The following is a 23,941-nucleotide window of genomic DNA, read 5'->3' on the forward strand; positions in this document are numbered from 1 at the left end:
CAAACGACGCGGCGCTACTGGGACTTTTGCCATTCCAACAAGCCAACACTGCCAAAAAATTTACGCTGAAAGCGGTACATGGAAGAGATTCGCATCCGGGGTGCGCGCACGCACAACCTCAAGAACATCAATCTGGATTTACCTCGCAACAAACTGATCGTGATTACCGGACTGTCCGGTTCCGGCAAGTCGTCGCTGGCGTTTGACACGCTGTATGCGGAAGGGCAGCGCCGCTACGTCGAGTCGCTGTCGGCGTATGCGCGGCAGTTCCTGCAATTGATGGAAAAACCGGATGTCGATCTGATCGAGGGCCTGTCGCCGGCGATTTCGATCGAACAAAAAGCCACCTCGCACAACCCGCGCTCGACGGTCGGCACGGTGACTGAGATTCACGATTATTTGCGCCTGTTGTACGCCCGCGTCGGCACCCCGTACTGCCCCGACCATCCCGAAAATCCGCTGGCGGCGCAATCGGTATCGCAAATGGTGGATGCGGTGCTGGCGATGCCGGAAGACACCAAGCTGATGATCCTGGCGCCGGTGGTGGCCAACCGCAAGGGCGAGCACGCCGATCTGTTCGAACAGATGCAGGCCCAGGGTTTTGTCCGCTTCCGGGTCCAGAGCGGCACCGGCGCCGCCAAGATTTATGAAGTCGACGAGCTGCCGAAGCTTAAGAAGACCGAGAAGCACACGATCGATGTCGTCATCGACCGGCTCAAGGTCAAGGCCGACAGCAAGCAGCGGCTGGCGGAAAGTTTTGAAACCGCGCTGCGCATCGCCGACGGCCGCGCCATCGCGCTGGAAATGGATAGCGCCGCCGAACACCTGTACTCCAACAAATTCGCCTGCGCAATCTGCGGCTATTCGTTGCAGGAACTGGAACCGCGGCTGTTCTCGTTCAACAACCCGATGGGCGCTTGCCCGGAATGCGACGGCCTCGGCCATATCGAATTTTTCGATCCGAAGCGCATCGTCGCCTTCCCCAACCTGTCGCTCGCCAGCGGCGCGGTGAAGGGCTGGGACCGGCGCAATCAGTTTTACTTCCAGATGTTGACCAACATCGCCGCCCACTACGATTTCGATATCGACACCCCGTTTGAAAAGCTGACGGAAAAATCCCGGCAAGCAGTGCTGTACGGCTCCGGCCGCGAAACCATTCCGTTCACCTACGTCAACGAGCGCGGCCGCACCGTCATCAAGGAACACACCTTTGAAGGCGTGGTCAACAACCTGCAACGGCGCTACCGCGAAACCGACTCGATGGCGGTCAAGGAAGAGCTGGCCAAGTTCATCAATGAAAAGGAATGCCCGTCCTGCCGCGGCGCCCGCCTGCGGATCGAAGCGCGCTTCGTCAAGGTCGGCAACGGCAAGCAGGAACGCGCCATTTACGAAGTCGCCGCGACGCCGCTGCGCGAGACGCTGACCTTCTTCGAGAAGCTGAAGCTGACCGGCGCAAAAAAGGAAATCGCCGATCGCATCATCAAGGAAATCGTCTCGCGCCTGACCTTCCTCAACAATGTCGGCCTCGATTACCTGTCGCTGGAACGCAGCGCCGACACCCTGTCCGGCGGCGAAGCGCAACGCATCCGTCTGGCGTCGCAAATCGGCTCCGGCCTGACCGGCGTCATGTACGTGCTGGACGAGCCGTCCATCGGCTTGCACCAGCGCGACAACGATCGCCTGATCGAAACCTTGCGCCACCTGCGCGACATCGGCAATAGCGTGCTGGTGGTGGAACACGATGAGGACGCGATCCGCACCGCCGACTACGTGGTCGACATGGGACTCGGAGCCGGCGTGCACGGCGGTGAAGTGATCGCCGAAGGCACGCTGGAACAAATTCTCAAAAGCAAAAAATCGCTGACCGCGAAATACCTGAACGGCACGCTCAAAATCGCGCTGCCGGAAAAGCGCACCGCCAAGAATCCCGATCGCCAATTCGTCATCAACGGCGCTACCGGCAACAACCTGAAGAACGTCACCATGCATTTGCCGGTCGGCTTGCTGACCTGCGTCACCGGCGTTTCCGGCTCGGGCAAATCGACCTTGGTCAACGACACGCTGTACCACGCCGCGGCCCGCCATCTGTACGGCTCGCAGGCGGAACCGGCAGCACATGAATCGATCAGCGGCCTGGAACATTTCGACAAAGTGATTTCGGTCGACCAGGCGCCGATCGGCCGCACCCCGCGCTCCAATCCGGCCACCTATACCGGCTTGTTTACGCCGATCCGCGATTTGTTCTCGACCGTGCCGACCGCCAAGGAACGCGGCTACAACGCCGGGCGTTTCTCGTTCAACGTCAAGGGCGGACGCTGCGAGGCCTGCCAGGGCGATGGCGTGATCAAGGTCGAGATGCACTTTTTGCCGGACGTCTACGTACCTTGCGACGTCTGCCACGGCAAGCGCTACAACCGCGAAACCCTGGAAGTGCAATACAAGGGCAAGAACATCACCGAAGTGCTGGGCATGACGGTCGAAGAAGCGCATGAATTCTTCAAACCGGTGCCGGTCATCGCCCGCAAATTGCACACGCTGCTGGATGTCGGCCTCGGCTACATCCGCCTCGGCCAAAGCGCGACCACGCTGTCCGGCGGCGAAGCGCAACGCGTCAAACTGTCGCTGGAACTGTCCAAGCGCGACACCGGCCGCACGCTCTACATCCTGGACGAACCGACCACCGGCCTGCACTTCCACGACATCGACCTGCTGCTGAAAGTGATCCATCGCCTGCGCAATCAAGGCAACACGGTGGTCATCATCGAACACAATCTGGACGTCATCAAAACCGCCGACTGGCTGATCGACCTGGGACCGGAAGGCGGCGCCGGCGGCGGCCGCATCATTGCCACCGGCACGCCGGAAGAAGTGGCCGCAAACCCGGCCAGCGTCACCGGGAAATACCTGGGGCCATTACTAAAGAAAAAATAGTAGGGCGGAAAAGCGCAGCGCCTTCCGCCGTTCTGGATGCGTCGAACGCATGTGGTACATCCAATGGCGGATAACGCTACGCTCATCCGCCCTACTTCTTCATATTTTTGCGTAAGCCCTGACCATCATCGTTTTCGGAGATAGCGGCAATGTCCACCAGCACCAAAGCAGCGCTCTCTGCTGCGCAAGTAAATGCTTTTGAAAAAGACGGATTCCTGATCCTGCCGCGCATGGTAGCGGCCGCCGACTGCGAAGTGATGGTCGCGACCACCAACGCCCATCTGGCGCAGGCGCTGCCGCCGCTGGAATACGAAGCGGATGTCGGTTACGCCGGCGCGCCGACTTCGCTCGACAGCGTCGGCGGCCGCACAGCGCGCCGCTTGCGCGATGCTTACCACCGGCACGATTCGTACCGCCGGTGGGCCACCAATCCGCAACTGGTGGCGATGCTGGAACAACTGCTGGGCGAGCGCGTCTGCCTTACTTTGTCGCACCACAATTGCGTGATGACCAAGCACCCGCACTTCGGCACCGCGACCGGCTGGCATCGCGATATCCGCTATTGGTCCTTCCCTCGCAATGAACTGATTTCGGTCTGGCTGGCACTCGACAACGAGGACGAAAACAACGGCGGCCTGCGCTTCATCCCCGGCTCGCATCGGATCGACATCCAGCGCGGGCAAATGGACGATCTGGATTTCCTGCGTCCCGACGTGGCGGAAAATCAAGCCTTGTTTGCGCAGGGCAAAGCGGTGCAGCTGAACCGGGGCGATGTGGTGTTTTTCCATAGCGGCCTGTTCCATGCCGCCGGCCGGAACAACAGCGAACTGGTGAAAGAATCCGTCGTGTTTGCCTATCACGGACTGAGCAATCCGCCGATCGCCGGCAGCCGCTCGGCTGCGGCCGAAAGTATTTTGCTGGGCGTTTGAATGGCGGTATTTAGCTATGGCTTCCTGGTTGGGCTTTCGCTGATCCTGGCGATAGGAAGCCAAAATGCCTTCGTTCTGAAGCAGGGTATTCGCGGCCGGCATGTTTTCTGGGTCTGTCTCAGCTGCGCCGTTTCCGACGCGCTATTGATCGCCATTGGCGTTTCCGGCTTTTATGTGTTGATCAAAGAAATGCCGTGGATCGATACTTTGTCTAGGTATGGCGGCGCCGCATTCTTATTTTGGTATGGCTGGCGCAGCTTGATGGCTGCGTTGAAAACTTCCGCTTCGTTGTTGCCAAGCGAGAAGGAGGAAGCTTCGTTAATCAGGACGCTTGGCATCTGCCTGGCGCTGACGTTTCTCAATCCGCATGTCTATTTGGACACGGTTGTGTTGCTGGGCTCGGTATCGACAAAATTTCCCGGCGAGTCTTTTCCGTTTTGGGCAGGCGCTGCCACCGCCTCTTTTCTATTCTTTTTTATGCTCGGCTATGGCGCTGCATTTCTAAGGCCGGTTTTCGAAAAACCGCGATCATGGAAAATCCTGGAGTGCATCATCTGGATCGTGATGTGGGCCATCGCCCTGCGTTTGATTATTGAATAAACCCCTCAGGGCACCTCAAGCTTGCAGCAGCCGCCCCTCAGCCCTGGAAATGCCCTCCGCCGCGCCGCGCAGCACCACGATGTCACCCGCCTCCAGCACTGTTTCCGGCGTCACGGCGATGCCCGCCCTGCCGCGCCGCACTGCCGTGACTTCTGCGCCGCATTCCGCCAGCGCCAGCAGCGCCAGCGACTTGCCGACGGCGGCCGCGCCATCCGGCAGCGCCACCGAATGCAGACGTACCTGCAAGTGATCTTCATCGTCGGGAACATCGCTGACGCCGTGGAAATACCCGCGCAGCGCTGCATAACGCTCGTCGCGCGACGCCTGCACCCGATGCACCACCCGGCGCAACGGCACGCCCAGCATGACCAGCGCGTGCGAGGCCAGCATCAGGCTGCCTTCGATCGCCTCCGGCACCACTTCGGTCGCGCCGGCGGCACGCAGTTTGTCGAGATCGGTGTCGTCGTAACTGCGCACGATCACCGGCAGCGCCGGCGCCAGCTCGTTCACATGGCGCAGCACTTTCAATGCCGATGGCGTGCTGGCGTAAGTGATCACCAGCGCGGCGGCGCGATGCAAGCCGGCCGCCACCAGGCTTTCGCGGCGCGAGGCATCGCCGTAGGACACCTGGGCGCCGGCCGACCGCGCATCGCGCACCCGATCGGGATCGAGGTCGAGTGCGTGATAAGCGATGCCCTCCTCTTCCAGCAACTTGGCCAGACTTTGACCGCTACGGCCGAAGCCGGCGATGATCACGTGCTTCTTGGTCGCCATGGTGCGGGCCGCGAGCTGGGTCAGCGCCAGCGATTGCATCATCCATTCATTGGCCGACAGCTTCATCGCGATCGCATCGGATTGCGCCAGGATGAACGGTGCGGCCAGCATCGACAACACCATCGACGCCAGGATCAACTGGATGATCAACGGATCCATCAGCCGCAAGCCACCAGCCTGGCTCAGTAGCACGAAGCCGAATTCGCCGGCCTGCGCCAGCGCCAGACCGGTGCGCAAGGCAACGCCGCTGGACGAGCCGAATATTTTTGAAAGCGCGGCGATCAGCGCAAATTTGAGCAGCACCGGACCGCTTAGCAGCAGCAATACCAGCCACCAGTTTTCGATCACCAAACGCAAATTCAGCAGCATGCCTATGGTGATGAAGAACAACCCCAGCAGCACATCGCGAAACGATCTGATGTCCTCTTCCACCTGGTGCTTGTATTCGGTTTCCGAGATCAGCATGCCGGCGATAAACGCTCCCAGCGCCAGCGATAGCCCCGCACGCTCGGTAATCCAGGCGGCGCCCAGTGTGACCAGCAGCAGGTTGAGCATGAACAGCTCTTGCGAGCGGCGCCTGACCACGACCTGGAACCAGTTGCGCATCAGCTTCTGACCGAAAAACAGCAGCAGCACCAGCACGACGACGGCTTTGGCGCTGGCCCAGGCCAAGGTCAGCAGCAGGTTGTCAGAATGTTGGGCCAAGGCCGGAACGATGATCAGCAACGGCACCAGCGCCAGATCCTGGAACAGCAGGATGCCGATGATGCGGCGGCCGTGTTCGGTTTCCAGCTCCAGCCGTTCGCTCAGCAATTTCGAAATGATGGCGGTGGACGACATGCTCAAGGCTCCGCCCAGCGCGAACGCCGCTTGCCAGCTGATATGGAACCATCGCGGCAGCAGTGTGGCCAGCGCCCAGCCCAACAGCATGGTGGCGGCGATTGTCACCATCACTTGCGCCAGGCCGAGGCCGAATACCAAGTGACGCATGGCCGTCAACTTGGGCAGCGAAAACTCCAGCCCGATCGAGAACATCAAAAACACCACGCCGAATTCGGCCAGCGCATGGGTCGCCGCACTATCCTCGGCAAACCCCAACGCATGCGGCCCGATCAGAATGCCGACCGCGAGATAGCCCAGCATCGGCGGCAGATGAAAGGTGCGAAACGCCACCACCCCCAGCACGGCGCATCCAAGCAAAAGAATCGTGAGTTCAAGTCCGGAAAGCATCATCGCCAATCTAGTCAATTAGTCTTGCAGTCAAGCTTAAGAATCAAGCTTATTAATAATTTGTATTTTTTACAGCAACTATCATCAATTGCTGCAAGAAGCAGATTAATTGTTTCCGACTGACACTGGCAAGTTTTTTGCTTTGAGAATTCGTTTATACTTTCGGGATGAGTGTAACCGACGCCAAAATCTTGCCAAAATCCTTTCACGCCATCCGTGCGCTTGAGCTTGCTCGCGAAACCCTGCAAATCGAAGCCGATGCCATCATCGCATTGAGAAATCGGATTTCCGATCAGGCCGACGATCCTTTTGCCATCGCCGTTGAATTGCTGCTCAACTGTAGCGGCCGGGTGGTCGTATCAGGCATCGGCAAATCCGGCCATATCGCCCGCAAAATTGCGGCGACACTGGCTTCCACCGGCACCCCTGCCTTGTTCATCCATCCTGCCGAAGCGGCGCATGGCGATCTTGGCATGGTGACTGAAAACGATACTTTCATCGCCATTTCCAACTCGGGCGAAACCTCCGAGTTGATGGCGATTGTGCCGACCGTCAAGCGGATGGGCGCCACCCTGATTGCGATGACCGGCAGCGACAGCTCGGCGCTGGCGCAACTGGCCACGGTCCACCTCAACGTGCGGGTCGACCAGGAAGCCTGTCCATTGAACCTGGCGCCGACCGCCAGCACCACCGCCACGCTGGCGCTGGGCGATGCGCTGGCGGTAGCGCTGCTGGACGCGCGCGGCTTCCGCGAAGAAGACTTCGCCCGCTCGCACCCGGGCGGCGCGCTCGGACGCCGGCTGCTGACCCATGTACGCGATGTGATGCGCAGCGGCGATGCGATTCCGGCGGTGACCGCCGAGGTCTCGCTGTCGGCGGCACTGCTTGAAATCACCCGCAAGGGGATGGCGATGACCGCCGTGGTGGATGATCGTTATCACGCGATCGGCGTGTTTACCGACGGCGATCTGCGCCGCCTGATCGAACAGATCCAGGATTTCACCAATGTCACGATTGCCGATGTGATGCATGCCAATCCACGCACCATCGGTCCCGATCAACTGGCGGTCGATGCGGTGCACATGATGGAGCAATACCGCATCAATCAATTGCTGGTGGCGGATGCCGAAGGCAAGCTGGTCGGCGCCCTGCACATCCATGATCTGACCCGCGCCAAGGTTATCTGATGTCGGCCGCCACTTCGATCATTGCCACCGATAGCGGGACGCCGAGCGCAGACGTGCTGGCACGCGCGGCACGGGTGCGCCTGATGATCTTTGACGTCGATGGCGTGCTGACCGACGGCGGCCTGCTGTATGGCGCCGATGGCGAACAGCTCAAGCGCTTTAACGCGCTGGATGGTCACGGCATCAAGCAATTGCAGCAATCGGGCGTCGCCACCGCGATCATCAGCGCGCGCCAGTCCGGCATTGTCAGCCGCCGCGCCGGCGATCTCGGCATTGCGCATGTGCAGCAAGGCGTGCACGACAAATACGCTGCATTTGTAAAGTTAATGGCACAACTCGGATTAAGCGAAGATGCCTGCGGATTCATCGGCGACGACGTGATCGACTTGCCTATCCTGTCATGCGCAGGATTTGCCGTCAGCGTCCCCAACGGCCATAGCGACGTCAAATCCCGCGTCCACTATGTGACCCAGGCCAGCGGCGGCCATGGTGCGGCGCGCGAGGTGTGCGATTTGATCATGCGTGCGCAACATACCTATGACGCCACGCTGGCCACTTATCTGCGCACCAATCCGCTGAATAAAAATCCGGCATGAAGAACCTCCGTTCCGCTTATCGCTTTCGCTTCATTCTGCTGCTGGTGCTGGTTACCTTGCTGGCGCTCGGCAGTTTCTGGCTGGTGCAAGTGATGCGCAAGGATACCGAAGACATGCTGCCGCATCAGACGCGGACCGAGCCTGATTATTACGTCGAGAAATTCAACTATGTGCAGATGTCATTGAGCGGCCAGGCGCGCTACAACATCTCGGGCGACCTCCTCACGCACAATCCGGCAGACGATTCATTTGACGTTCAAAAGCCGCTGATCCACAGCCTGGACAAAACCAAGCCGCCAATGAATCTGCGCGCCGAGCGCGCCAAGATCGAGGACAACAACAGCAAGGTGCACTTGTACGGCGACGTCAATGCGGATCGCCCGCGCACACCGCTGGCTGACAATTTTCACCTGAAGTCCGAATACTTGTTGCTGCTGCCTGACGATGACGTGATACAGACCGACAAGCCGGTCGAGATCACGCTGGGGCAATCGATATTGAATGGCACCGGCATGCACTTCAACAACGCCACGCGCGAATTGAAGTTGTCGAGCAAGGTGCGAGGCGTATTTCACCCAGCGCCGCATTAACCGATCGGACTTCGTCAGATGCAACGCGGCCCTATTCTTCACCCAGGATTCAACATGAAACGAATATTTTTTCTGTCCTTACTCGCACTGCAGCTAACGGCAATGCCGGTCGCACATGCGGAAAAGGCGGACTCCGAAAAGCCTGCCAATGTCGACGCCGACCAATTGACTTACGACGACGTCAAGCAGGTCAAGATCTTTACCGGCAACGTGGTCATGACACGCGGCACGCTGCTGATGAAAGCCGACCGCGTGGTGCTGACCACCGACCCATCCGGCTATGAGTTTGCGACCCTGTATGCAAAACCGGGCGGCCTGGCGACCTTCCGCCAGAAGCGCGACGGCGGTCCCGATTTGTGGATCGACGGCCACGCCGAACGGATCGAATACGATGGCAAGACAGAAATCGTCAAACTGTATTCAAAAGCCCAAATGCGGCGTCTTGAAGGCGTCAAGCCGACCGATGAAGTCAACGGCGAATTCATTTCCTATGACAGCCGGGCCGAATACTATTCGGTCAACAATACGGTCAACGGCACCAGCCAGCCCGGCGCCGGACGCATCAAGGTCATCATCCAGCCACGCGACAAGGCGACCCAATGACAGCTGCCAGCACCCTGATCGTCAAAGGCCTGCAAAAAAGTTACGGTGCGCGCCAGGTGGTGCACGACGTCTCGCTCGAAGTGAAGTGCGGTGAAGTGGTTGGCCTGCTGGGTCCTAACGGCGCCGGCAAAACCACTTCGTTTTACATGATCGTCGGATTGGTCCCTTCGGACGGCGGCGAGATCGATCTGGACGGCGTCGACATTTCGCGACTGCCGATTCATCGCCGGGCCGTGCTAGGGCTGTCTTATTTGCCGCAAGAGGCATCGGTATTTCGCAAGCTGACGGTGGAAGACAACATCCGCGCCGTGCTTGAATTGCAGCGGCCGAATGGCAAAGCGCTGAGCAAGGACGAGATCGAGGCCCAGTTGCAAAAATTGCTGCACGAACTGCAGATTGAAAAACTGCGCGAGAGTCCGGCACTGTCGCTCTCGGGCGGTGAACGACGGCGAGTTGAAATTGCCCGGGCACTGGCAACCAATCCGCGCTTCGTGTTGCTGGACGAACCTTTTGCCGGCATCGACCCGATCGCCGTCATCGAAATCCAGCGCATCGTGCGCTTCCTGAAAGAGCGCGGCATCGGCGTCCTGATCACCGATCACAATGTGCGCGAAACACTGGGCATTTGCGATCGCGCCTACATCATCAACCAGGGCAGCGTGCTGGCTAGCGGCAGTCCGGATGACATCATCGCCGACGAGTCGGTACGCCGCGTTTATTTGGGTGAACACTTCCGCATGTAACGGCACAGATGAAACAATCTCTCCAACTCCGCACCTCCCAGCATCTGGCGCTGACGCCTCAGTTGCAACAGTCGATCAGACTGCTGCAACTGTCGACGCTCGAACTGCATCAGGAGCTGGAACAAATCCTGTCGGACAATCCGTTGCTGGAGCGCCTCGACGACCCGCTCGACAACTCGGTGCGGCTGCTGGCGGATGGCGCCATTAGCGGCACCCAATCGACCATGGATGCGCCGACCGGCGACAGCGAAGTAAGCAGCTCGCCGAGCGAAAGCGAGGCTCCCGTCGATGCGCCGGCGGCGGCGGAAAATGGCGACACCGAGTGGAGTTTTGACGACGTCGCGCACAGCTCAAAAACACCGGACGACGAAGACTCGCGGCCTCAACTGGAGGCGCAGGAAACAACACTGCGAGAACACTTGCAGCAGCAAATGCGGGAAACGCTGCATGACCTGCGAGACCGCGCGCTGGTCGAACTGATCATCGATGCGCTTGACGATAACGGCTATCTGGAAGAACCGCTGGAAGAAATCCATGCGCGCTTGCCGTCCGAGCTAGGGATTGAAATCGAAGAGCTATCGATGGCATTGAAGATGGTCCAAAGCTTCGATCCGGCCGGGGTAGGCGCCCGCAGCGCCGCAGAATGCCTGACGCTGCAAATCAGACGTTTTGCCAAAGTGCCGCTTGTAACCCGGCGCCTGGCGCTGATCATTGTGCAAGAACATCTGACGCTTTTCGCCCAGCGCGACTTCAATAAAATCAAGAAAGCGCTCGACTGCGACGACGAGGATTTGCGCGAGGCGCAGGCGGTCATCAAACAATGCAATCCGCATCCAGGTGCTCCGTTTGCAGCCAACGCTTCTGATTATGTGGTGCCGGATGTGATTGTCAGGCGCACAAAAGGCGGCTGGCAAGTGATGTTGAATAATGACGTGATGCCAAGACTGCGCGTCAACGCGCTGTACGCCAATATCCTGAAACAAAGCAAAGGCGAAGGATCGCTGACTTCGCAGCTGCAGGAAGCCAAGTGGCTGATCAAGAATATGCGGCAGCGTTTCGACACGATCTTGCGGGTCGCGCAGGCCATCGTAGAACGCCAGCGGAATTTCTTTTCACATGGCGCGGTCGCCATGAGGCCGCTTGTGTTGCGTGAAATAGCTGATACACTAGGTTTACACGAGAGTACTATTTCTCGTGTAACCACTCAGAAATACATGCTGACACCCCACGGGATGTTCGAACTCAAGTATTTCTTCGGTAGCCACGTCGCTACTGAGGCAGGTGGAGAGGCCTCCTCAACAGCGATACGGGCGCTCATTAAGCAATTGATAGGAGCTGAAGATTCAAAAAATCCTTTCTCTGATAGCAAGATTGCCGAAATGCTCGCGGAACAAGGGATGGTGGTAGCTCGCCGGACCGTCGCAAAATATCGCGAAGCGTTAAAAATCCCGCCAGTAAATTTACGCAAGGCCTTGTAGTTCTCTTTTTGTTTGACTGTTGGACCCCGTTGCTGCGTTCGGACAGAGCGCATCTTATAAGATTGATCTCCCCCAAAAGATTGGTCAGCTAAAGATTAAGCTCATATCGGATCCGGACCTCCAGCAACATCCTTGATAGGAGCGCTGTATGAACTTCACAATCAGTGGGCATCACCTCGAATTAACCCCTGCCATTCGCGAATATGTACAAAGCAAAATGGAGCGCATCAAACGCCACTTCGACCATGTCATCGATATCAGCGTCATTCTGACCGTCGACAAAATCACTGAAAAAGAAAAGCGCCAAAAAGCGGAAATCAATCTGCGCGTAAAAGGAAAAGACCTGCATGCAGAACATATTGCCCAAGATCTTTATGCTGCCATCGATGGGCTGATCGACAAGCTCGATCGCCAGGTGAAGAAATACAAGGACAAGATCCAGGATCACCAACACGATGCAATCAAGCATTTCCCGGAAGAGATTCCCGCCGCCGTGACCTGATCCGGCCGTCAAATGAACCTATAGGCATATGAACTGGAACCGGTTCTAGCCTATAAATGAACAAGGGCGCAGTCAATGCGCCCTTTGTTATTTTGGAACCCGGGCCACCTCGGCCTTGATGCTCGCTGATCAGCGTCTCAAACTATCATTCAGCAATTTATTTAAGTACGCCAAACACTTTGCTGATAATCGCACTTCCCGCACCGATCGGATCGTTGCGAATTGCTTTCTCTTCTTCACCAATCATGGTGTACAAGCCGTCCAGCGCACGTTGCGTGACATAGCCTTCGACAGTCGCTTGCTGCACTGGAACCAGGCCGGTTTTGCTGACTTGCTCCATGGTAGCGTTATATTGCGCCGACAGACCGTTACGATCGGTAATCTTCTTCACCATTGGCAAAAACTTTTCACCCAACTGGCTTGACGTCTTTTGCTTGAAAAAATTGGTCACGGAAGTATCGCCGCCGGTCAGAATATTTTTCGCGTCGCTTATCGACATTGACTTCACTGCGTTCAGCAGCAGCGGTTTGGCTAATGGCACGGCAGACTCGGCAGCATGATTCATCGACACCACCAGCTCATCCAATTGCTGCCCTTTACCTGTCATTCGTAATATGGGCATCGCTTGTTCGAGTATTCTCGGCAAACCGATTTTCACTTTGTCGTTATTCAGGAAGCCGTTTTCGACACCCAATTTGGATACCGCGCTATCAGCCCCTTTTTGTAGCGCCGCTTTCAGACCGCTACTCGCATCCTGATTGCTCAGATCGCTGAGCGAAAAAGCGAATACTGCAGATGCCGATACGGCCAGCATCAACGCCAGTGTGGATAGCCGGAGAATTTTCATACTTGGTCCTTGGTGAGTTTAAATGAACAATAACGATATCTTAGAGATGCCCTTCATCTACCAGGAACAGGCGCCTATGCTCGCGTATCGCGTAACGATCGGTCATGCCGGCGATGTAATCTGCTACCTGGCGCGCCTGCAATTGCGTGCTCTCGGCAATCCCGGCGTCATTCGACGACAGCTGATAATCCGGCGGCAACAAGGTTGGCTCACGCATGAAGCACTCGTACAGATCGACCACGATACGGCGCGCTTTGCTGGTCATGCGGTTCACCAGATAGTGACGATAAAGATTTTCACGCAGGAAGCCTTTGAGCACCGCCGCTTGCTGTGCCATCGCATCGGAAAATGCAATTAACGGCTGCGCGTTGCGCACGTCGTCCAGGGTCTGCGGCCGCGCTTCCAGAATCCTCTGCTGCGAGGTCCGGATCAGATCGGTGATCAGCGCATTAATCATTCGGCGAACGGTTTCGTTGATCGCGCGTCGCCCGCTCAAGCCAGGAAAAACGGCCTCGACTTCGCGGCTGTGAACCGCATAGAAATCGATTTGATGCATCTGCTCAAGCGTCAACAAACCCGAGCGTAAACCGTCGTCGATATCGTGATTGTTGTAAGCGATTTCATCTGCCAGGTTCGCCACTTGCGCTTCCAGCGTCGGCTGTCTGCGCTCGATAAAACGCAGGCCAATCTGTCCCAGTTTTTTTGCGTTGGCCAACGAACAGTGCTTCAGAATGCCTTCGCGCGTTTCGAACATCAGGTTCAGGCCGTCGAACGCACCATAGCGCTGTTCCAGCTTGTCTACCACGCGCAGACTTTGCAGATTGTGCTCGAAGCCTCCATGAGCGTCCATGCAGGCATTCAAGGCGTCCTGCCCTGCGTGGCCAAACGGCGTATGACCGAGATCATGTGCCAGTGCAATGGCCTCTACCAGATCTTCGTTGAGCTGAAGATTGCGGGCGATCGAACGTCCGATTTGCGCGACCTCGATGCTATGCGTCAGACGCGTGCGGAACAGGTCGCCTTCATGATTGACGAACACTTGCGTCTTGTATTCAAGCCTGCGAAATGCGGTGGAATGAACGATGCGATCGCGGTCGCGTTGGAATTCGGTACGTGAGTTTGGGGATGCTTCGTCAAACAGGCGTCCTTGCGATGTCGCTGAATGTGCGGCATATGGCGCGAGAGACGCTTCCGAGCTCATCGCGGGATTTCCCCGGATGCCAGTTGCTGAATCGTCGCCAGCAATGCGTCCTGCGGCGCCGTCGTGATCAGGGATCCCCCCAACGGCTTCATCAGGATGAATTTGATCTGGCCATCTTCGTTTTTCTTATCGACCTGCATCAAATCAAGCCAGCGTTGCGCGCCAAGATTCGGCGCCTCGGTCGGCAAGCCGGCGGCGCGTATCAACGCGCAAACGCGCTCTTTGACCACGGCGTCGATATAGCCAAGGCGATGCGACAGATCGGCCGCCATCACCATCCCGCAACCGACTGCCTCGCCATGTAGCCATTTGCCATAACCGAGACCGGATTCAATTGCGTGGCCAAAGGTATGACCGAAGTTGAGGATGGCACGCATGCCGCCTTCGCGCTCATCCTGCCGCACTACATCAGCCTTCAGTTCGCATGAGCGGCGGATTGCATGTACCAGCGCGTCTGTATCGCGCGCCATCAATTTACCGATATTGGCTTCGATCCAGGTAAAGAATTCAGCATCGATCACAGCCCCGTATTTAATCACCTCGGCCAAGCCGGCCGATAACTCGCGCGCTGGCAGCGTGTTCAAGGTCATGGTATCGGCGATCACAGCTTGCGGCTGGTAGAACGCACCGATCATGTTTTTCCCAAGCGGGTGATTGATCCCGGTTTTGCCGCCAACCGACGAATCGACTTGCGCCAACAGCGTTGTCGGAATTTGTACAAACGGTACGCCACGCATATAGGCGGAAGCCGCGAAACCGGTCAGATCGCCGATCACGCCGCCGCCCAAGGCAAGCAATGTGGTCTTGCGATCACATTTTTCTGCCAGCAGGCGGTCGAAAATTTGCATCAGGCTTGCCCAGTTCTTTTCTTCTTCACCGTCGGGCAAGACGATTTCAATGACTTTCTTGCCTACCGCCTGCAAGGTCTGGGTTAAGCGCTGAAGATAGAGCGGCGCGACCGTGGTATTGGTCACCACGGCAACCTGCTTGCCGACAATCAGGCGCGAGATGCGATCGCGGTCGGTCAACAGCGATGGGCCTATTACGATCGGGTAACTGCGTTCGCCGAGATCTACTTGCAACGTGATCGCCGGGGATGGGGCTTGTGGAGTCGCTTGCGGCTGGGTCATGGGGAAATCCGGTGAAATATGATGAGTGCGGCATCCGACGCCGGCACCAGGCAGGGCGGACTCTCGCTCCAGATCAGAGTTATCGGACAACAATTCAAGCTGGCTCAAAATGCTGTGCACCAGAAATTGTACGTTAGGTCGCCCGGTATCGATGACAAGGTCAGCGACTTCGCGATAATAAGGCTCACGCTGGCGTGACAGTTCCTCAAGCCGCCTGCGCGGATCGGCAGTTTGCAGCAGCGGTCGTTTTTTGTCGCGGCTAGTGCGCTGAAGAATGCTGTGAATGCTGGCACGCAGGTAAATCACGGTGCCTCTGGTTTTCAGATATTCGCGGTTTTCCGGCCTCAGAATGGCGCCGCCGCCGGTAGCCAAGACGATATCTTGGCGCGCGCTCAGGTCGCGTATGACTTCAGCTTCGCGTTGACGGAAGCTCTCTTCGCCTTCAATTTCAAAGATCAACGGAATCGAGACGCCGGTACGCGCCTCGATCTCATGGTCCGAATCAATGAATAGCTTATTTAGCTTTTTGGCCAGGGCACGGCCGACCGTGGTCTTGCCGGCACCCATCAGGCCGACCAAAAAGATATTACCTTTCATGTACACCGTACCATTTCACTGCTTACCTTTTGCACAAGTGCAGACACCGGTGCATGACCGGTGTCCCTGTGCAATCAGCGCCCAGCAATACGGTCGATCACGACTTTCGGTGTCAAGAAAATTAATAATTCGGTCTTGTTGCTGACGCGATTCGTTTTCTTGAAAAGATACCCTAGAACCGGGATATCTCCAAGGAGTGGCACTTTATTAACGAGATTTTTCTCGATCTGGGTATAAATTCCGCCGATCACTACGGTACCACCATTTTCCACTTGCACCTGCGTTTGCACATGTTTGGTGTTAATCGCAAGACCACCGGAAGTAGGGTCACCCGGGCTATCGTTGGTCACGTCAACCGTCAGGATGACATTACCATCGGGTGTGATTTGCGGCGTTACCTCCAGTTTCAGATTGGCTTTCTTGAACTCAACCGCAGTAGCACCACTGCTGGTCGCGTTCTGGTAAGGGATCTCGGTTCCTTGCTCGATCAGCGCTTTTTGCTGGTCAGCTGTGACAACCCGTGGGCTAGAGATGATCTTGCCCTGTCCATCTGCTTCCAGTGCCGACAATTCCAGGCTGATGAACTTGGTTGCAGCAGCATTAAACAAAGTCAATGCCATTGAACCTGCCAGATTCCCATTCAAGCCGTCTGCCGGCAAGTTGACCGAGTTGCCGTTAACCGTTTTCAGTGCTGAAGAGTTCAAGCCTGGTACATTGGCCGAACTACCGCCAGCCGCACCTACAGTGCCAGTTTGCTGTCCGCCAACTTCAACAATCGGCCGGTTGCCGCTGTGAGATCCGAATCCAAGTTTGGCTCCAAGGTTACGGCTGAAACTATCATTGGCTTCGACCATCCGTGCCTCGATCAGAACCTGACGAGAGGCGATGTCGATTTTCTGCACCAGACTGCGGATATTTTGCAAGACAGTCGGCGTGTCGGTAATAAACAATTGATTGGTGCGTGGGTCAATCACCGCGCTACCACGTGCCGACAGGATGCTGTTTTTCTTGCCGGAACCGCCACCACCGCTTTCATCAATACCAAACACTTTCTTGAATGCTTCGGCCTTTTGATAATTCAACTGGAACGATTCGGTACGCAGCGGCTCCAGCTCGGCAATTTGCGCGCGCTGTTCAAGTTCCAGCTTTTCTTTGGTCAGCAATTCATCTTTAGGTGCAATCCAGATCACCGAACCGTTCTTGCGCATGTCCAGACCTTTGGCCTGCATCACGATGTCCAGCGCCTGATCCCAAGGCACGTCTTTAAGGCGCAGCGTCAGATTGCCGCCAACGGTATCGCTGGTGATGATGTTCAAGCCGGTAAAGTCAGCAATCACTTGCAACACGGAGCGCACTTCAACGTTCTGGAAATTCAGCGAGAGCTTGTCGCCGCGATAACCTTTCGCAGTTCCTTGCGCCAATTTGTTCGGATCTTCCTTGATCGGTTTGACTTCGATCACCAATTGCGTGTCGCTTTGGTAAGCGCTGTGCTCCCACAGGCCTTTTGGCTCAATCACCATACGCACGTTGTCGCCTTGCGTCATGGTGGTAATGGTCCGCACTGGCGTACCGAAATCGCCGACATCCAGCTTGCGACGCAAAATGTCCGGCAACGCGGTTTTTGCGAAATCGACCACAATCGTTTGACCTTGCTGACGCACGTCAACGCCTACCTGCGTGTTCGGCAAGTCGATCACGACTCGTCCCTCGCCAGCCGTGCCGCGACGGAAGTCGATATCACGCAAGGCCGGTTTGCCGTTCAACAGCGGCGCTGGCGCCGGTGCTGCAGGGGAAACAGGCGCTGCAGCAGAAGCCGTACGTGCCACCGGCACGCCGACCGCATTGACCGGCGTCGCAATCCCGCCCGAGCCGTCAATCGTCACCACCAGAGCCTTGCCGTCAATCGCCGTAGCGTAGGTCAGCGTGCGCTTCAGGTTGATGATCAGACGCGAGCGGCCGTCGCTTTGCGCCAGGATCACGTTGCGCACGTCGCCCAGGCTAATGTCTTGCGTGGTCAGGCCGGTAGCATTGCTGACGCCGGGGAAATCCAGCGCAATCCGCGCCGGGTTCAGCACCGAAAAGCCAGTCGGCTCCTTGGTCAGTGCTTGTCTGAAATTGACCGCAAGGATGACATTCGCCCCTTGCTGGCTTGCTTTGATCGAAGTAATGGCGTTTTCTTCAGCCATCGCCGAACGCCCCACCCCGACCAAACAAACCAGCGCGCAAAGCATCAGCGCTTTCTGGCGAATCACGTTCAGGTTAACGAATCTTTTTACTGCTGCAATCATTTTGTGCTCTCCTGCAACGCTAACTTGGCTTCGCGCTCGACCCATTCGCCGGACGCATCTTGTACGATTTCTTTGAGAATCACTTCGGATTCCGTAATTTTGGTCACCATGCCGAAATTCTGTCCAATGTAGTTACCCACTTTGGCTTGAAAAACAGTCTTGTCGACTTGCAGCAAGGCATAACTCAGACCAACTTTTTGCAGTGTCCCGACCATCTTGACGGTGTCCAGCGGATAGTTCTCCAGCGTTTCACGACGACGTTCAAGATTCGGCTTCAAGCCTGACGAACTGCCTTGTAACTTGGCCAGTGCCACCATTAACTTGCTGGGGCTAAAAGGATCAATGCTGGTAGCGCCGCCGTACACAAAAGGAATGAATTTCTTGGGTTCGGTCAACTTCGGAATTCCCACGTGCGTCTGGCTCTTGACCTGCGCCATCCACTCCTTGATTTCCGGTACACCACTGTCACCGCAGCCTGACAAATTTGGTAACAACACGACAAAAAATGTCACGCGGGCCAAATGGCCAATGCGAAAAAACGTCATTTTTGTCCTTTCTGTTTAGCTGGATCAGCGGCCTTACGTTGTGCGGCCACTTCGTCCTTGTCCAGATATCGAAAGGTCTTGGCAATCGCATCCAGGGTGAGTGCACCGTCCTTGCCGGTTGCAACGTTCATATTATTCAGCGTAACAATCCGCGGCAGGTTGGCGATGTCGCTGGCAAACGAGCCGACATCATGATAATTGCCGGTCACCTTGATGTTGATCGGCAGTTCGGCGTAGTAGTCCTTCACCAGCACTTGGCCTGGCTTGAACAACTCAAACTGCAAACCGCGTCCCAAACCAGCCTGGTTGATGTCGGACAGCAGCGCATCCATTTCCGCCTTGCTAGGCAATTGCTTTTCAAGCGTGGCAACGTATTCGCCCACTTGCTTCTTTTGCTTTTGCAGAGCTTCCAGGTTGATGGCCTGCTGAATCTTGCCTTTGTACTCTTCCTTCAGCTGGGCCTCTTTCTGCTCACCGCTATTGAGTTCATCCTGCTGATCGCTCCAGTAGAAGTACCAGCCCACTAGCAACGCCAGCAAAAACACGCCAACCCCACACAAAGCGCGAGGCACAATGGGCCATTGACCAGGATGGCGGCCATTTAGTCCATTAAACTGGGCACCGATCGAGGCGCCCATACTGTTCAAATCGGTCATCGAGCATCTTTCATATCAAGGTTGCTTCTTTGCGGCTGCCGCACCTGCAGCGGCGCCATCGGCGCTTTTTGGCGTTGCTCCCGGCTCATTGTCGGATGGTCGCTTGATGCCGACATTGACAGTGAACTCGAACACCCGCTTGGCATCTCTGCCGGCGCCGATATTGGCCACCCGGATTTCAATCAGATCGGGACGTTCCAGCCAGGCGGAGTTATTACTCAAATTGCGCAACAGCTCCGAGACCCGTTCATTCGATTGAGCGTAACCGTTCAAAGCGACGCGCTGCCCCTCTTGCTTGAAGGATCGCAGGTAAATGCCTTCCGGCGTTTGCTTGACCAGCTCATCCATCAGATACACAGGCTGATTACGATCGCTTTGCAAATCCTCGACCGCCTGTTGGCGCGCCTTCAATGCAGCGATTTCTTGCTTCAGCGACGCGACTTCCTGAATCTCTGCATCAAGTCGTGTGTTTTCTGCTTTGATAAAGCGATTACGTTCGTTTTGGTTGGCAATACTGTTGGCGAAAAATGCCCCCACCAGCAGCACCACTATCAGCCCGATGATCGCCGATAGCAGCAGCATGGCGAAAAAAGCGCTCCGGCGTTGTTTGCGGCTGGCCTCGCGATGAGGCAGCAGATTAATCTTGATCATCAGCCGAACCTCCGCATGGCCAAACCACAGGCAACCAGATAAGACGGCGCCTCAATTCGCAATTGCTTCTCGCGCACGTTGGAGCCAAGTTGCATGCCCGTGAAAGGGCTGACGACCGAGGTCGAGATCTTGGTCCGACCGGCCACCACTTCCACCAAGCCGGGGATAGTGGCGCAACCGCCTGCCAGGAACAATTGATCAACCCGCGTGTAAGGGGTCGAAGTAAAGAAGAATTGAATCGCCCGTGTCACTTCCAACGCTGCACTTTCCAAAAATGGATTGAGAATCTCTTGTTGATAGCCTTCAGGCAAATCGCCGCTGCGCTTTTTGGTTTCAGCTTCGTCGTAAGACAAGCCGTAGGCGCGCACAATGTCCTGCGTCAGTTGGTTGCCGCCAAATGGCTGCTCGCGCTCATAAATAAGCTGGCCGTCCAACAATGCCGACACATGCGTGGTCTGGGTGCCGATTTGAAACAAACCGACGATCTGACCCTGTCCGGCTTTCGGCAACTGGTCGATGATGCGATTGATGGCAGCACGCGCCGCGTAGGACTCGATGTCCATCACGACCGGCTTCAGGCCTGCAGCCTCGGCCACCGCCACGCGATCTTCGACCTTCTCCTTGCGGGTCGCGGCCAGCAGCACTTCGACATCCTCTGGCGAGTGCTGCGCCGGTCCGATGACGTCAAAGTCGAGGCTGACCTCATCCAGCGCAAACGGAATGTACTGGCTGGCTTCGGATTCGACCTGCATTTCCAGCTCATCCTCGGACATCCCGTTCGGCAGGATGATTTTTTTGGTAATCACCGACGCCGGCGGCATGCCCAAAGCGACCAGCTTGGTACCGGAACCGCTTTTTTTCCAAAGCCGCCGCACCACTTCCGTGACTTGTTCGATATTTTCAATATTGCCATCCACCACCGCACCGCGTGGCAGGGGCTCAGAAGCATAACGATCAAGACGGAATTGATCCTTGCCTGACTCGGACAGTTCGACCAGCCTGACGCCCGACGTACTAATGTCAATGCCCACCAGCGGTGGGTTCTTTTTACCGATTAGCGATCCAAGATCTAATGCCAAGAGCATTTCTCCCGTGTGTTTAATATTTGGGGAACATACTGCCTACTAAGCGGTCGCATCTGCAGTAAACCGATTCGAAGTTAGAAAAACCCTGTAACAACCAGGGTTCACAGCAATGTTAAATTTAGTTATGCGAAATCGTAACAATAAGAGCGCATGGCTGTAAAGAAATTTTCCCATAGGCAATTGCTTAAATATCATTGAACTTTGCTACATGCCAACACTATTCATGGTAATTGGCTCCCGACAGACAAATTCCGTCTGAATTTCGCAACGGATTTCTGACGCAAGTAGAACTACATGATGCACAGCAAGTTTTGAGCCATGCCCTGTACCGCTATAATGCGAGGCATTCTTACTCCACTTACAACGCCACGCATGACGCCCCCAGAATCTGCCAGCGACACCCAAACTCCCACCCCACGTCGCCGCATGCCGTTGTTGTTGCGGCTGGTATTCGGCTTGTTTGGCATTGTTCTCAGCCTGATAATTATCGGCGTGCTAACAATCTTCTTCATGCTGTCGATGGCCTATCCCAATCTGCCGGAACTGGATTCGCTGACCGACTATCGGCCCAAAATCCCGCTCCGTATCTTTTCTGCCGACGGCGTCCTGATCGGCGAGTTCGGCGAAGAGCGACGCAGCCTGGTGCGTATCAACGAGATTCCCGATGTCATGAAGAAGGCCGTGCTGGCGATTGAGGATGATCGCTTTTATCAACACGGCGGCGTCGACTACCAAGGTATCGTGCGCGCAACATTGAACAATCTGAGCGGCGGCGGCGGCGGCGCCAGCACAATTACGCAACAAGTCGCCCGTAATTTTTTCCTTACCAGCAACGAACCGACCTTTCTGCAAAAAGCCTCGCGCAAGTTCCTGTATGAAATCCCGCTGGCCTGGAAAATCGAGCGCAATCTGACCAAGGACCAGATTCTGGAGGTCTATATGAACCAGATTTATCTGGGACAGCGCTCCTACGGCTTCGCCTCCGCCGCACAAGTCTATTTTGGCAAGAAGCTGCAAGACATCACCACTGCCGAGGCGGCGATGCTGGCCGGCTTGCCAAAAGCGCCATCGGCCAATAATCCCGTGGTCAACCCGAAACGCGCTACGGCGCGCCAGCAATATATTCTGTTGCGGATGTTGCAATTGCACTACATCACGCCGGCACAATACGAACAAGCCAAAAACGAACAGCTCCACATCAAGAGCGGCACCAGCGAATTCGGCATCCATGCAGAATTCGTAGCCGAGATGGCGCGTCAGCTGGTATACGACCAGTTCAAGGAAACCACTTACACCCGCGGCCTCAACGTCTTCACCACCATCACCAAGGCCGATCAGGATGCGGCCTATATCGCGCTGCGTCGCGGCATCATGGACTATGAGAAGCGACGCGGTTATCGCGGCCCCGAGGGCTATATGGAAATCCCAGACGGCTCTAAAGAAGAAGCCGAAAACGCGATGGAAGTGGAACTGGCCGAACATCCCGACAGCGATGAAATCGTCGCCGCGGTGGTGCTGGAGGCAAGCCCCAAGCTGGTGCGCGCGTTACTGTCGTCGGGACAGGAAATCAATATTTCAGGAGCCGGCCTGAGCATCGCCACCAACCTGCTGAGCGACAAAGCGCCGCCGCAACGCAAAGTGAAACGCGGCGCCATCATCCGCGTCATGCTGGAAGGAAAAAACTGGACCATCACCCAGATGCCATCCGTGGAATCGGCATTTGTCGCCGCCAACACCAAAGACGGCGCGATCCGCGCTCTGATTGGCGGCTTCGACTTCAATCGCAATAAGTTCAACCATGTCACCCAGGCCTGGCGCCAACCGGGGTCGTCGTTCAAACCGTTCATTTATTCCGCCTCGCTGGAAAAAGGCTTGTCGCCTGCCACCGTCATCAACGATGCACCCATCAGCTACGGCGGCGGCCAGACCGGCGGCCAGGTTTGGGAGCCGAAGAACTACGGCAACAAATATGAAGGCCCGATGAGCATGCGCCGTGCGCTGACCAAATCCAAGAATATGGTGTCAGTCCGCATCCTGGACAAAATCGGCGCCAAGTACGGACAGGAATACGTCACCCGCTTCGGCTTCGACGCCGACAAAAATCCGCCTTATCTGACGCTGGCGCTGGGCGCCGGCGCGGTGACGCCGCTGCAGATGGTGGGCGCCTATTCGGTATTTGCCAACGGCGGCTATAAAATCAGCCCCTATATCATCAGCAAAATTACCGATGCCAACGGCAACGTGGTGTCGCAGGTCAACCCGGAAACAGCGGGCGATGAAGGCAACCGCGTGATCGACCCGCGCAATGCTTATTTGATGGATAGCATGATGCGCGATGTGGTGCGCTACGGCACCGCAGCCAAGGCGATGTCGCTCAACCGCACCGACCTGGCCGGCAAGACCGGCACCACCAACGACTCGATGGATGCCTGGTTCGCCGGATATCAACCGTCGTTGGCAGCGGTAGCCTGGATCGGTTACGACCAGCCGAAAAGCCTGGGCGACCGTGAAACCGGCGGCGGCCTGGCACTGCCGGTCTGGATGAGTTTCATGCAGCAGGCATTGAAAGGCGTACCGATGGAAGATCGCACGGTGCCGGATGGCCTGATCCAGGCAGGGGCCGAATATTATTATGCCGAATATCCGCCGGGAGCCGGCACGCAAAGTCTCGGCGTCGGCACCGCTCCGCGTTCGGATGAAGAAAAAGCACAGGATGAGGTCAAGAACGAATTGTTCTGATCGCTTGACGCTGCGTGCCGTGCCAGCCACCCCGCACGC

General features: G+C 56.6%; 20 protein-coding genes. 11 read left to right on the top strand and 9 right to left on the bottom strand.

What is annotated here, in order from left to right; all coding sequences use genetic code 11:
- Positions 1-78: 78 nt before the first annotated feature.
- The 3 genes from uvrA to ACFPM8_RS03280 all read left to right on the top strand — a co-directional run bounded on the left by uvrA (position 79) and on the right by ACFPM8_RS03280 (position 4,460).
- The gene (gene uvrA, locus ACFPM8_RS03270; protein ID WP_378994945.1) at positions 79-2,931 is read left to right on the top strand and encodes an excinuclease ABC subunit UvrA; all 2,853 of its coding nucleotides are present in this window, start codon (positions 79-81) and stop codon (positions 2,929-2,931) included.
- Between the two features lie 149 nt (positions 2,932-3,080).
- Positions 3,081-3,860, top strand: a complete 780-nt coding sequence (locus ACFPM8_RS03275) for a phytanoyl-CoA dioxygenase family protein (RefSeq protein ID WP_378994947.1) — start codon at positions 3,081-3,083, stop codon at positions 3,858-3,860.
- Positions 3,861-4,460 carry a LysE/ArgO family amino acid transporter gene (locus ACFPM8_RS03280; protein ID WP_378994949.1) on the top strand — a complete coding sequence of 200 codons (600 nt, stop codon included), beginning with the start codon at positions 3,861-3,863 and terminating at the stop codon, positions 4,458-4,460.
- A gap of 15 nt (positions 4,461-4,475) precedes the next feature.
- Here the strand turns inward: ACFPM8_RS03280 and ACFPM8_RS03285 are convergent, their stop codons facing one another.
- Entirely contained in the window at positions 4,476-6,464 is a 1,989-nt protein-coding gene (locus ACFPM8_RS03285; RefSeq protein WP_378995723.1) for a monovalent cation:proton antiporter family protein, read from the bottom strand.
- A 167-nt stretch (positions 6,465-6,631) separates the two neighbouring features.
- Here ACFPM8_RS03285 and ACFPM8_RS03290 point away from each other — a divergent pair, with 167 nt between their 5' ends.
- The 7 genes from ACFPM8_RS03290 to hpf all read left to right on the top strand — a co-directional run bounded on the left by ACFPM8_RS03290 (position 6,632) and on the right by hpf (position 12,163).
- Positions 6,632-7,651 (top strand): KpsF/GutQ family sugar-phosphate isomerase, encoded by a 1,020-nt coding sequence (locus ACFPM8_RS03290; protein ID WP_378994951.1) that lies wholly within the window; start codon positions 6,632-6,634, stop codon positions 7,649-7,651.
- On the top strand, positions 7,651-8,247 hold the full coding sequence (locus ACFPM8_RS03295) for a KdsC family phosphatase (protein WP_378994953.1): 597 nt from the start codon (positions 7,651-7,653) through the stop codon (positions 8,245-8,247). The genes ACFPM8_RS03290 and ACFPM8_RS03295 overlap by 1 nt, the downstream gene beginning before the upstream one ends.
- On the top strand, positions 8,244-8,837 hold the full coding sequence (lptC, locus tag ACFPM8_RS03300; protein WP_378994956.1) for an LPS export ABC transporter periplasmic protein LptC: 594 nt from the start codon (positions 8,244-8,246) through the stop codon (positions 8,835-8,837). Before ACFPM8_RS03295 ends, lptC begins: the two co-directional genes overlap by 4 nt.
- 54 nt (positions 8,838-8,891) lie before the next feature.
- Positions 8,892-9,440, top strand: a complete 549-nt coding sequence (gene lptA, locus ACFPM8_RS03305) for a lipopolysaccharide transport periplasmic protein LptA (RefSeq protein ID WP_378994958.1) — start codon at positions 8,892-8,894, stop codon at positions 9,438-9,440.
- On the top strand, positions 9,437-10,183 hold the full coding sequence (lptB, locus tag ACFPM8_RS03310; RefSeq protein ID WP_378994960.1) for an LPS export ABC transporter ATP-binding protein: 747 nt from the start codon (positions 9,437-9,439) through the stop codon (positions 10,181-10,183). The genes lptA and lptB overlap by 4 nt, the downstream gene beginning before the upstream one ends.
- 8 nt (positions 10,184-10,191) lie before the next feature.
- The gene (locus ACFPM8_RS03315) at positions 10,192-11,661 is read left to right on the top strand and encodes an RNA polymerase factor sigma-54 (RefSeq protein ID WP_378994962.1); all 1,470 of its coding nucleotides are present in this window, start codon (positions 10,192-10,194) and stop codon (positions 11,659-11,661) included.
- Between the two features lie 148 nt (positions 11,662-11,809).
- Positions 11,810-12,163, top strand: coding sequence for a ribosome hibernation-promoting factor, HPF/YfiA family (gene hpf, locus ACFPM8_RS03320; protein WP_378994964.1), 354 nt, complete (start codon positions 11,810-11,812; stop codon positions 12,161-12,163).
- 157 nt (positions 12,164-12,320) lie between these two features.
- Here hpf and ACFPM8_RS03325 read toward each other — a convergent pair whose 3' ends face one another.
- The 8 genes from ACFPM8_RS03325 to ACFPM8_RS03360 form a co-directional block, all read right to left on the bottom strand.
- The gene (locus ACFPM8_RS03325) at positions 12,321-12,977 is read right to left on the bottom strand and encodes a DUF4197 domain-containing protein (RefSeq protein ID WP_378994966.1); all 657 of its coding nucleotides are present in this window, start codon (positions 12,975-12,977) and stop codon (positions 12,321-12,323) included.
- Between the two features lie 73 nt (positions 12,978-13,050).
- Complete coding sequence (locus ACFPM8_RS03330; RefSeq protein ID WP_378994967.1) at positions 13,051-14,211, bottom strand: deoxyguanosinetriphosphate triphosphohydrolase; 1,161 nt, start codon at positions 14,209-14,211, stop codon at positions 13,051-13,053.
- The gene (gene aroKB, locus ACFPM8_RS03335; RefSeq protein WP_378994969.1) at positions 14,208-15,938 is read right to left on the bottom strand and encodes a bifunctional shikimate kinase/3-dehydroquinate synthase AroKB; all 1,731 of its coding nucleotides are present in this window, start codon (positions 15,936-15,938) and stop codon (positions 14,208-14,210) included. The genes ACFPM8_RS03330 and aroKB overlap by 4 nt, the downstream gene beginning before the upstream one ends.
- Positions 15,939-16,012: 74 nt before the next feature.
- A complete protein-coding gene (gene pilQ / locus ACFPM8_RS03340; RefSeq protein ID WP_378994971.1) occupies positions 16,013-18,226 on the bottom strand; it encodes a type IV pilus secretin PilQ in 2,214 nt (737 codons plus the stop codon).
- Entirely contained in the window at positions 18,223-18,771 is a 549-nt protein-coding gene (locus ACFPM8_RS03345; protein WP_378994973.1) for a pilus assembly protein PilP, read from the bottom strand. The genes pilQ and ACFPM8_RS03345 overlap by 4 nt, the downstream gene beginning before the upstream one ends.
- A complete protein-coding gene (locus tag ACFPM8_RS03350; protein WP_378994975.1) occupies positions 18,768-19,427 on the bottom strand; it encodes a type IV pilus inner membrane component PilO in 660 nt (219 codons plus the stop codon). The genes ACFPM8_RS03345 and ACFPM8_RS03350 overlap by 4 nt, the downstream gene beginning before the upstream one ends.
- Positions 19,428-19,442: 15 nt before the next feature.
- Positions 19,443-20,078, bottom strand: coding sequence for a PilN domain-containing protein (locus ACFPM8_RS03355; protein WP_378994977.1), 636 nt, complete (start codon positions 20,076-20,078; stop codon positions 19,443-19,445).
- A complete protein-coding gene (locus tag ACFPM8_RS03360; protein WP_378994979.1) occupies positions 20,078-21,157 on the bottom strand; it encodes a pilus assembly protein PilM in 1,080 nt (359 codons plus the stop codon). Before ACFPM8_RS03360 ends, ACFPM8_RS03355 begins: the two co-directional genes overlap by 1 nt.
- A gap of 378 nt (positions 21,158-21,535) precedes the next feature.
- Here ACFPM8_RS03360 and ACFPM8_RS03365 point away from each other — a divergent pair, with 378 nt between their 5' ends.
- Positions 21,536-23,902, top strand: a complete 2,367-nt coding sequence (locus tag ACFPM8_RS03365; RefSeq protein WP_378994981.1) for a penicillin-binding protein 1A — start codon at positions 21,536-21,538, stop codon at positions 23,900-23,902.
- Positions 23,903-23,941 lie beyond the last annotated feature (39 nt).

Origin of the sequence: Paraherbaspirillum soli, assembly GCF_042654985.1 — a bacterium.
In the GTDB taxonomy this organism is placed as follows: Bacteria; Pseudomonadota; Gammaproteobacteria; order Burkholderiales; family Burkholderiaceae_D; genus Paraherbaspirillum; species Paraherbaspirillum soli.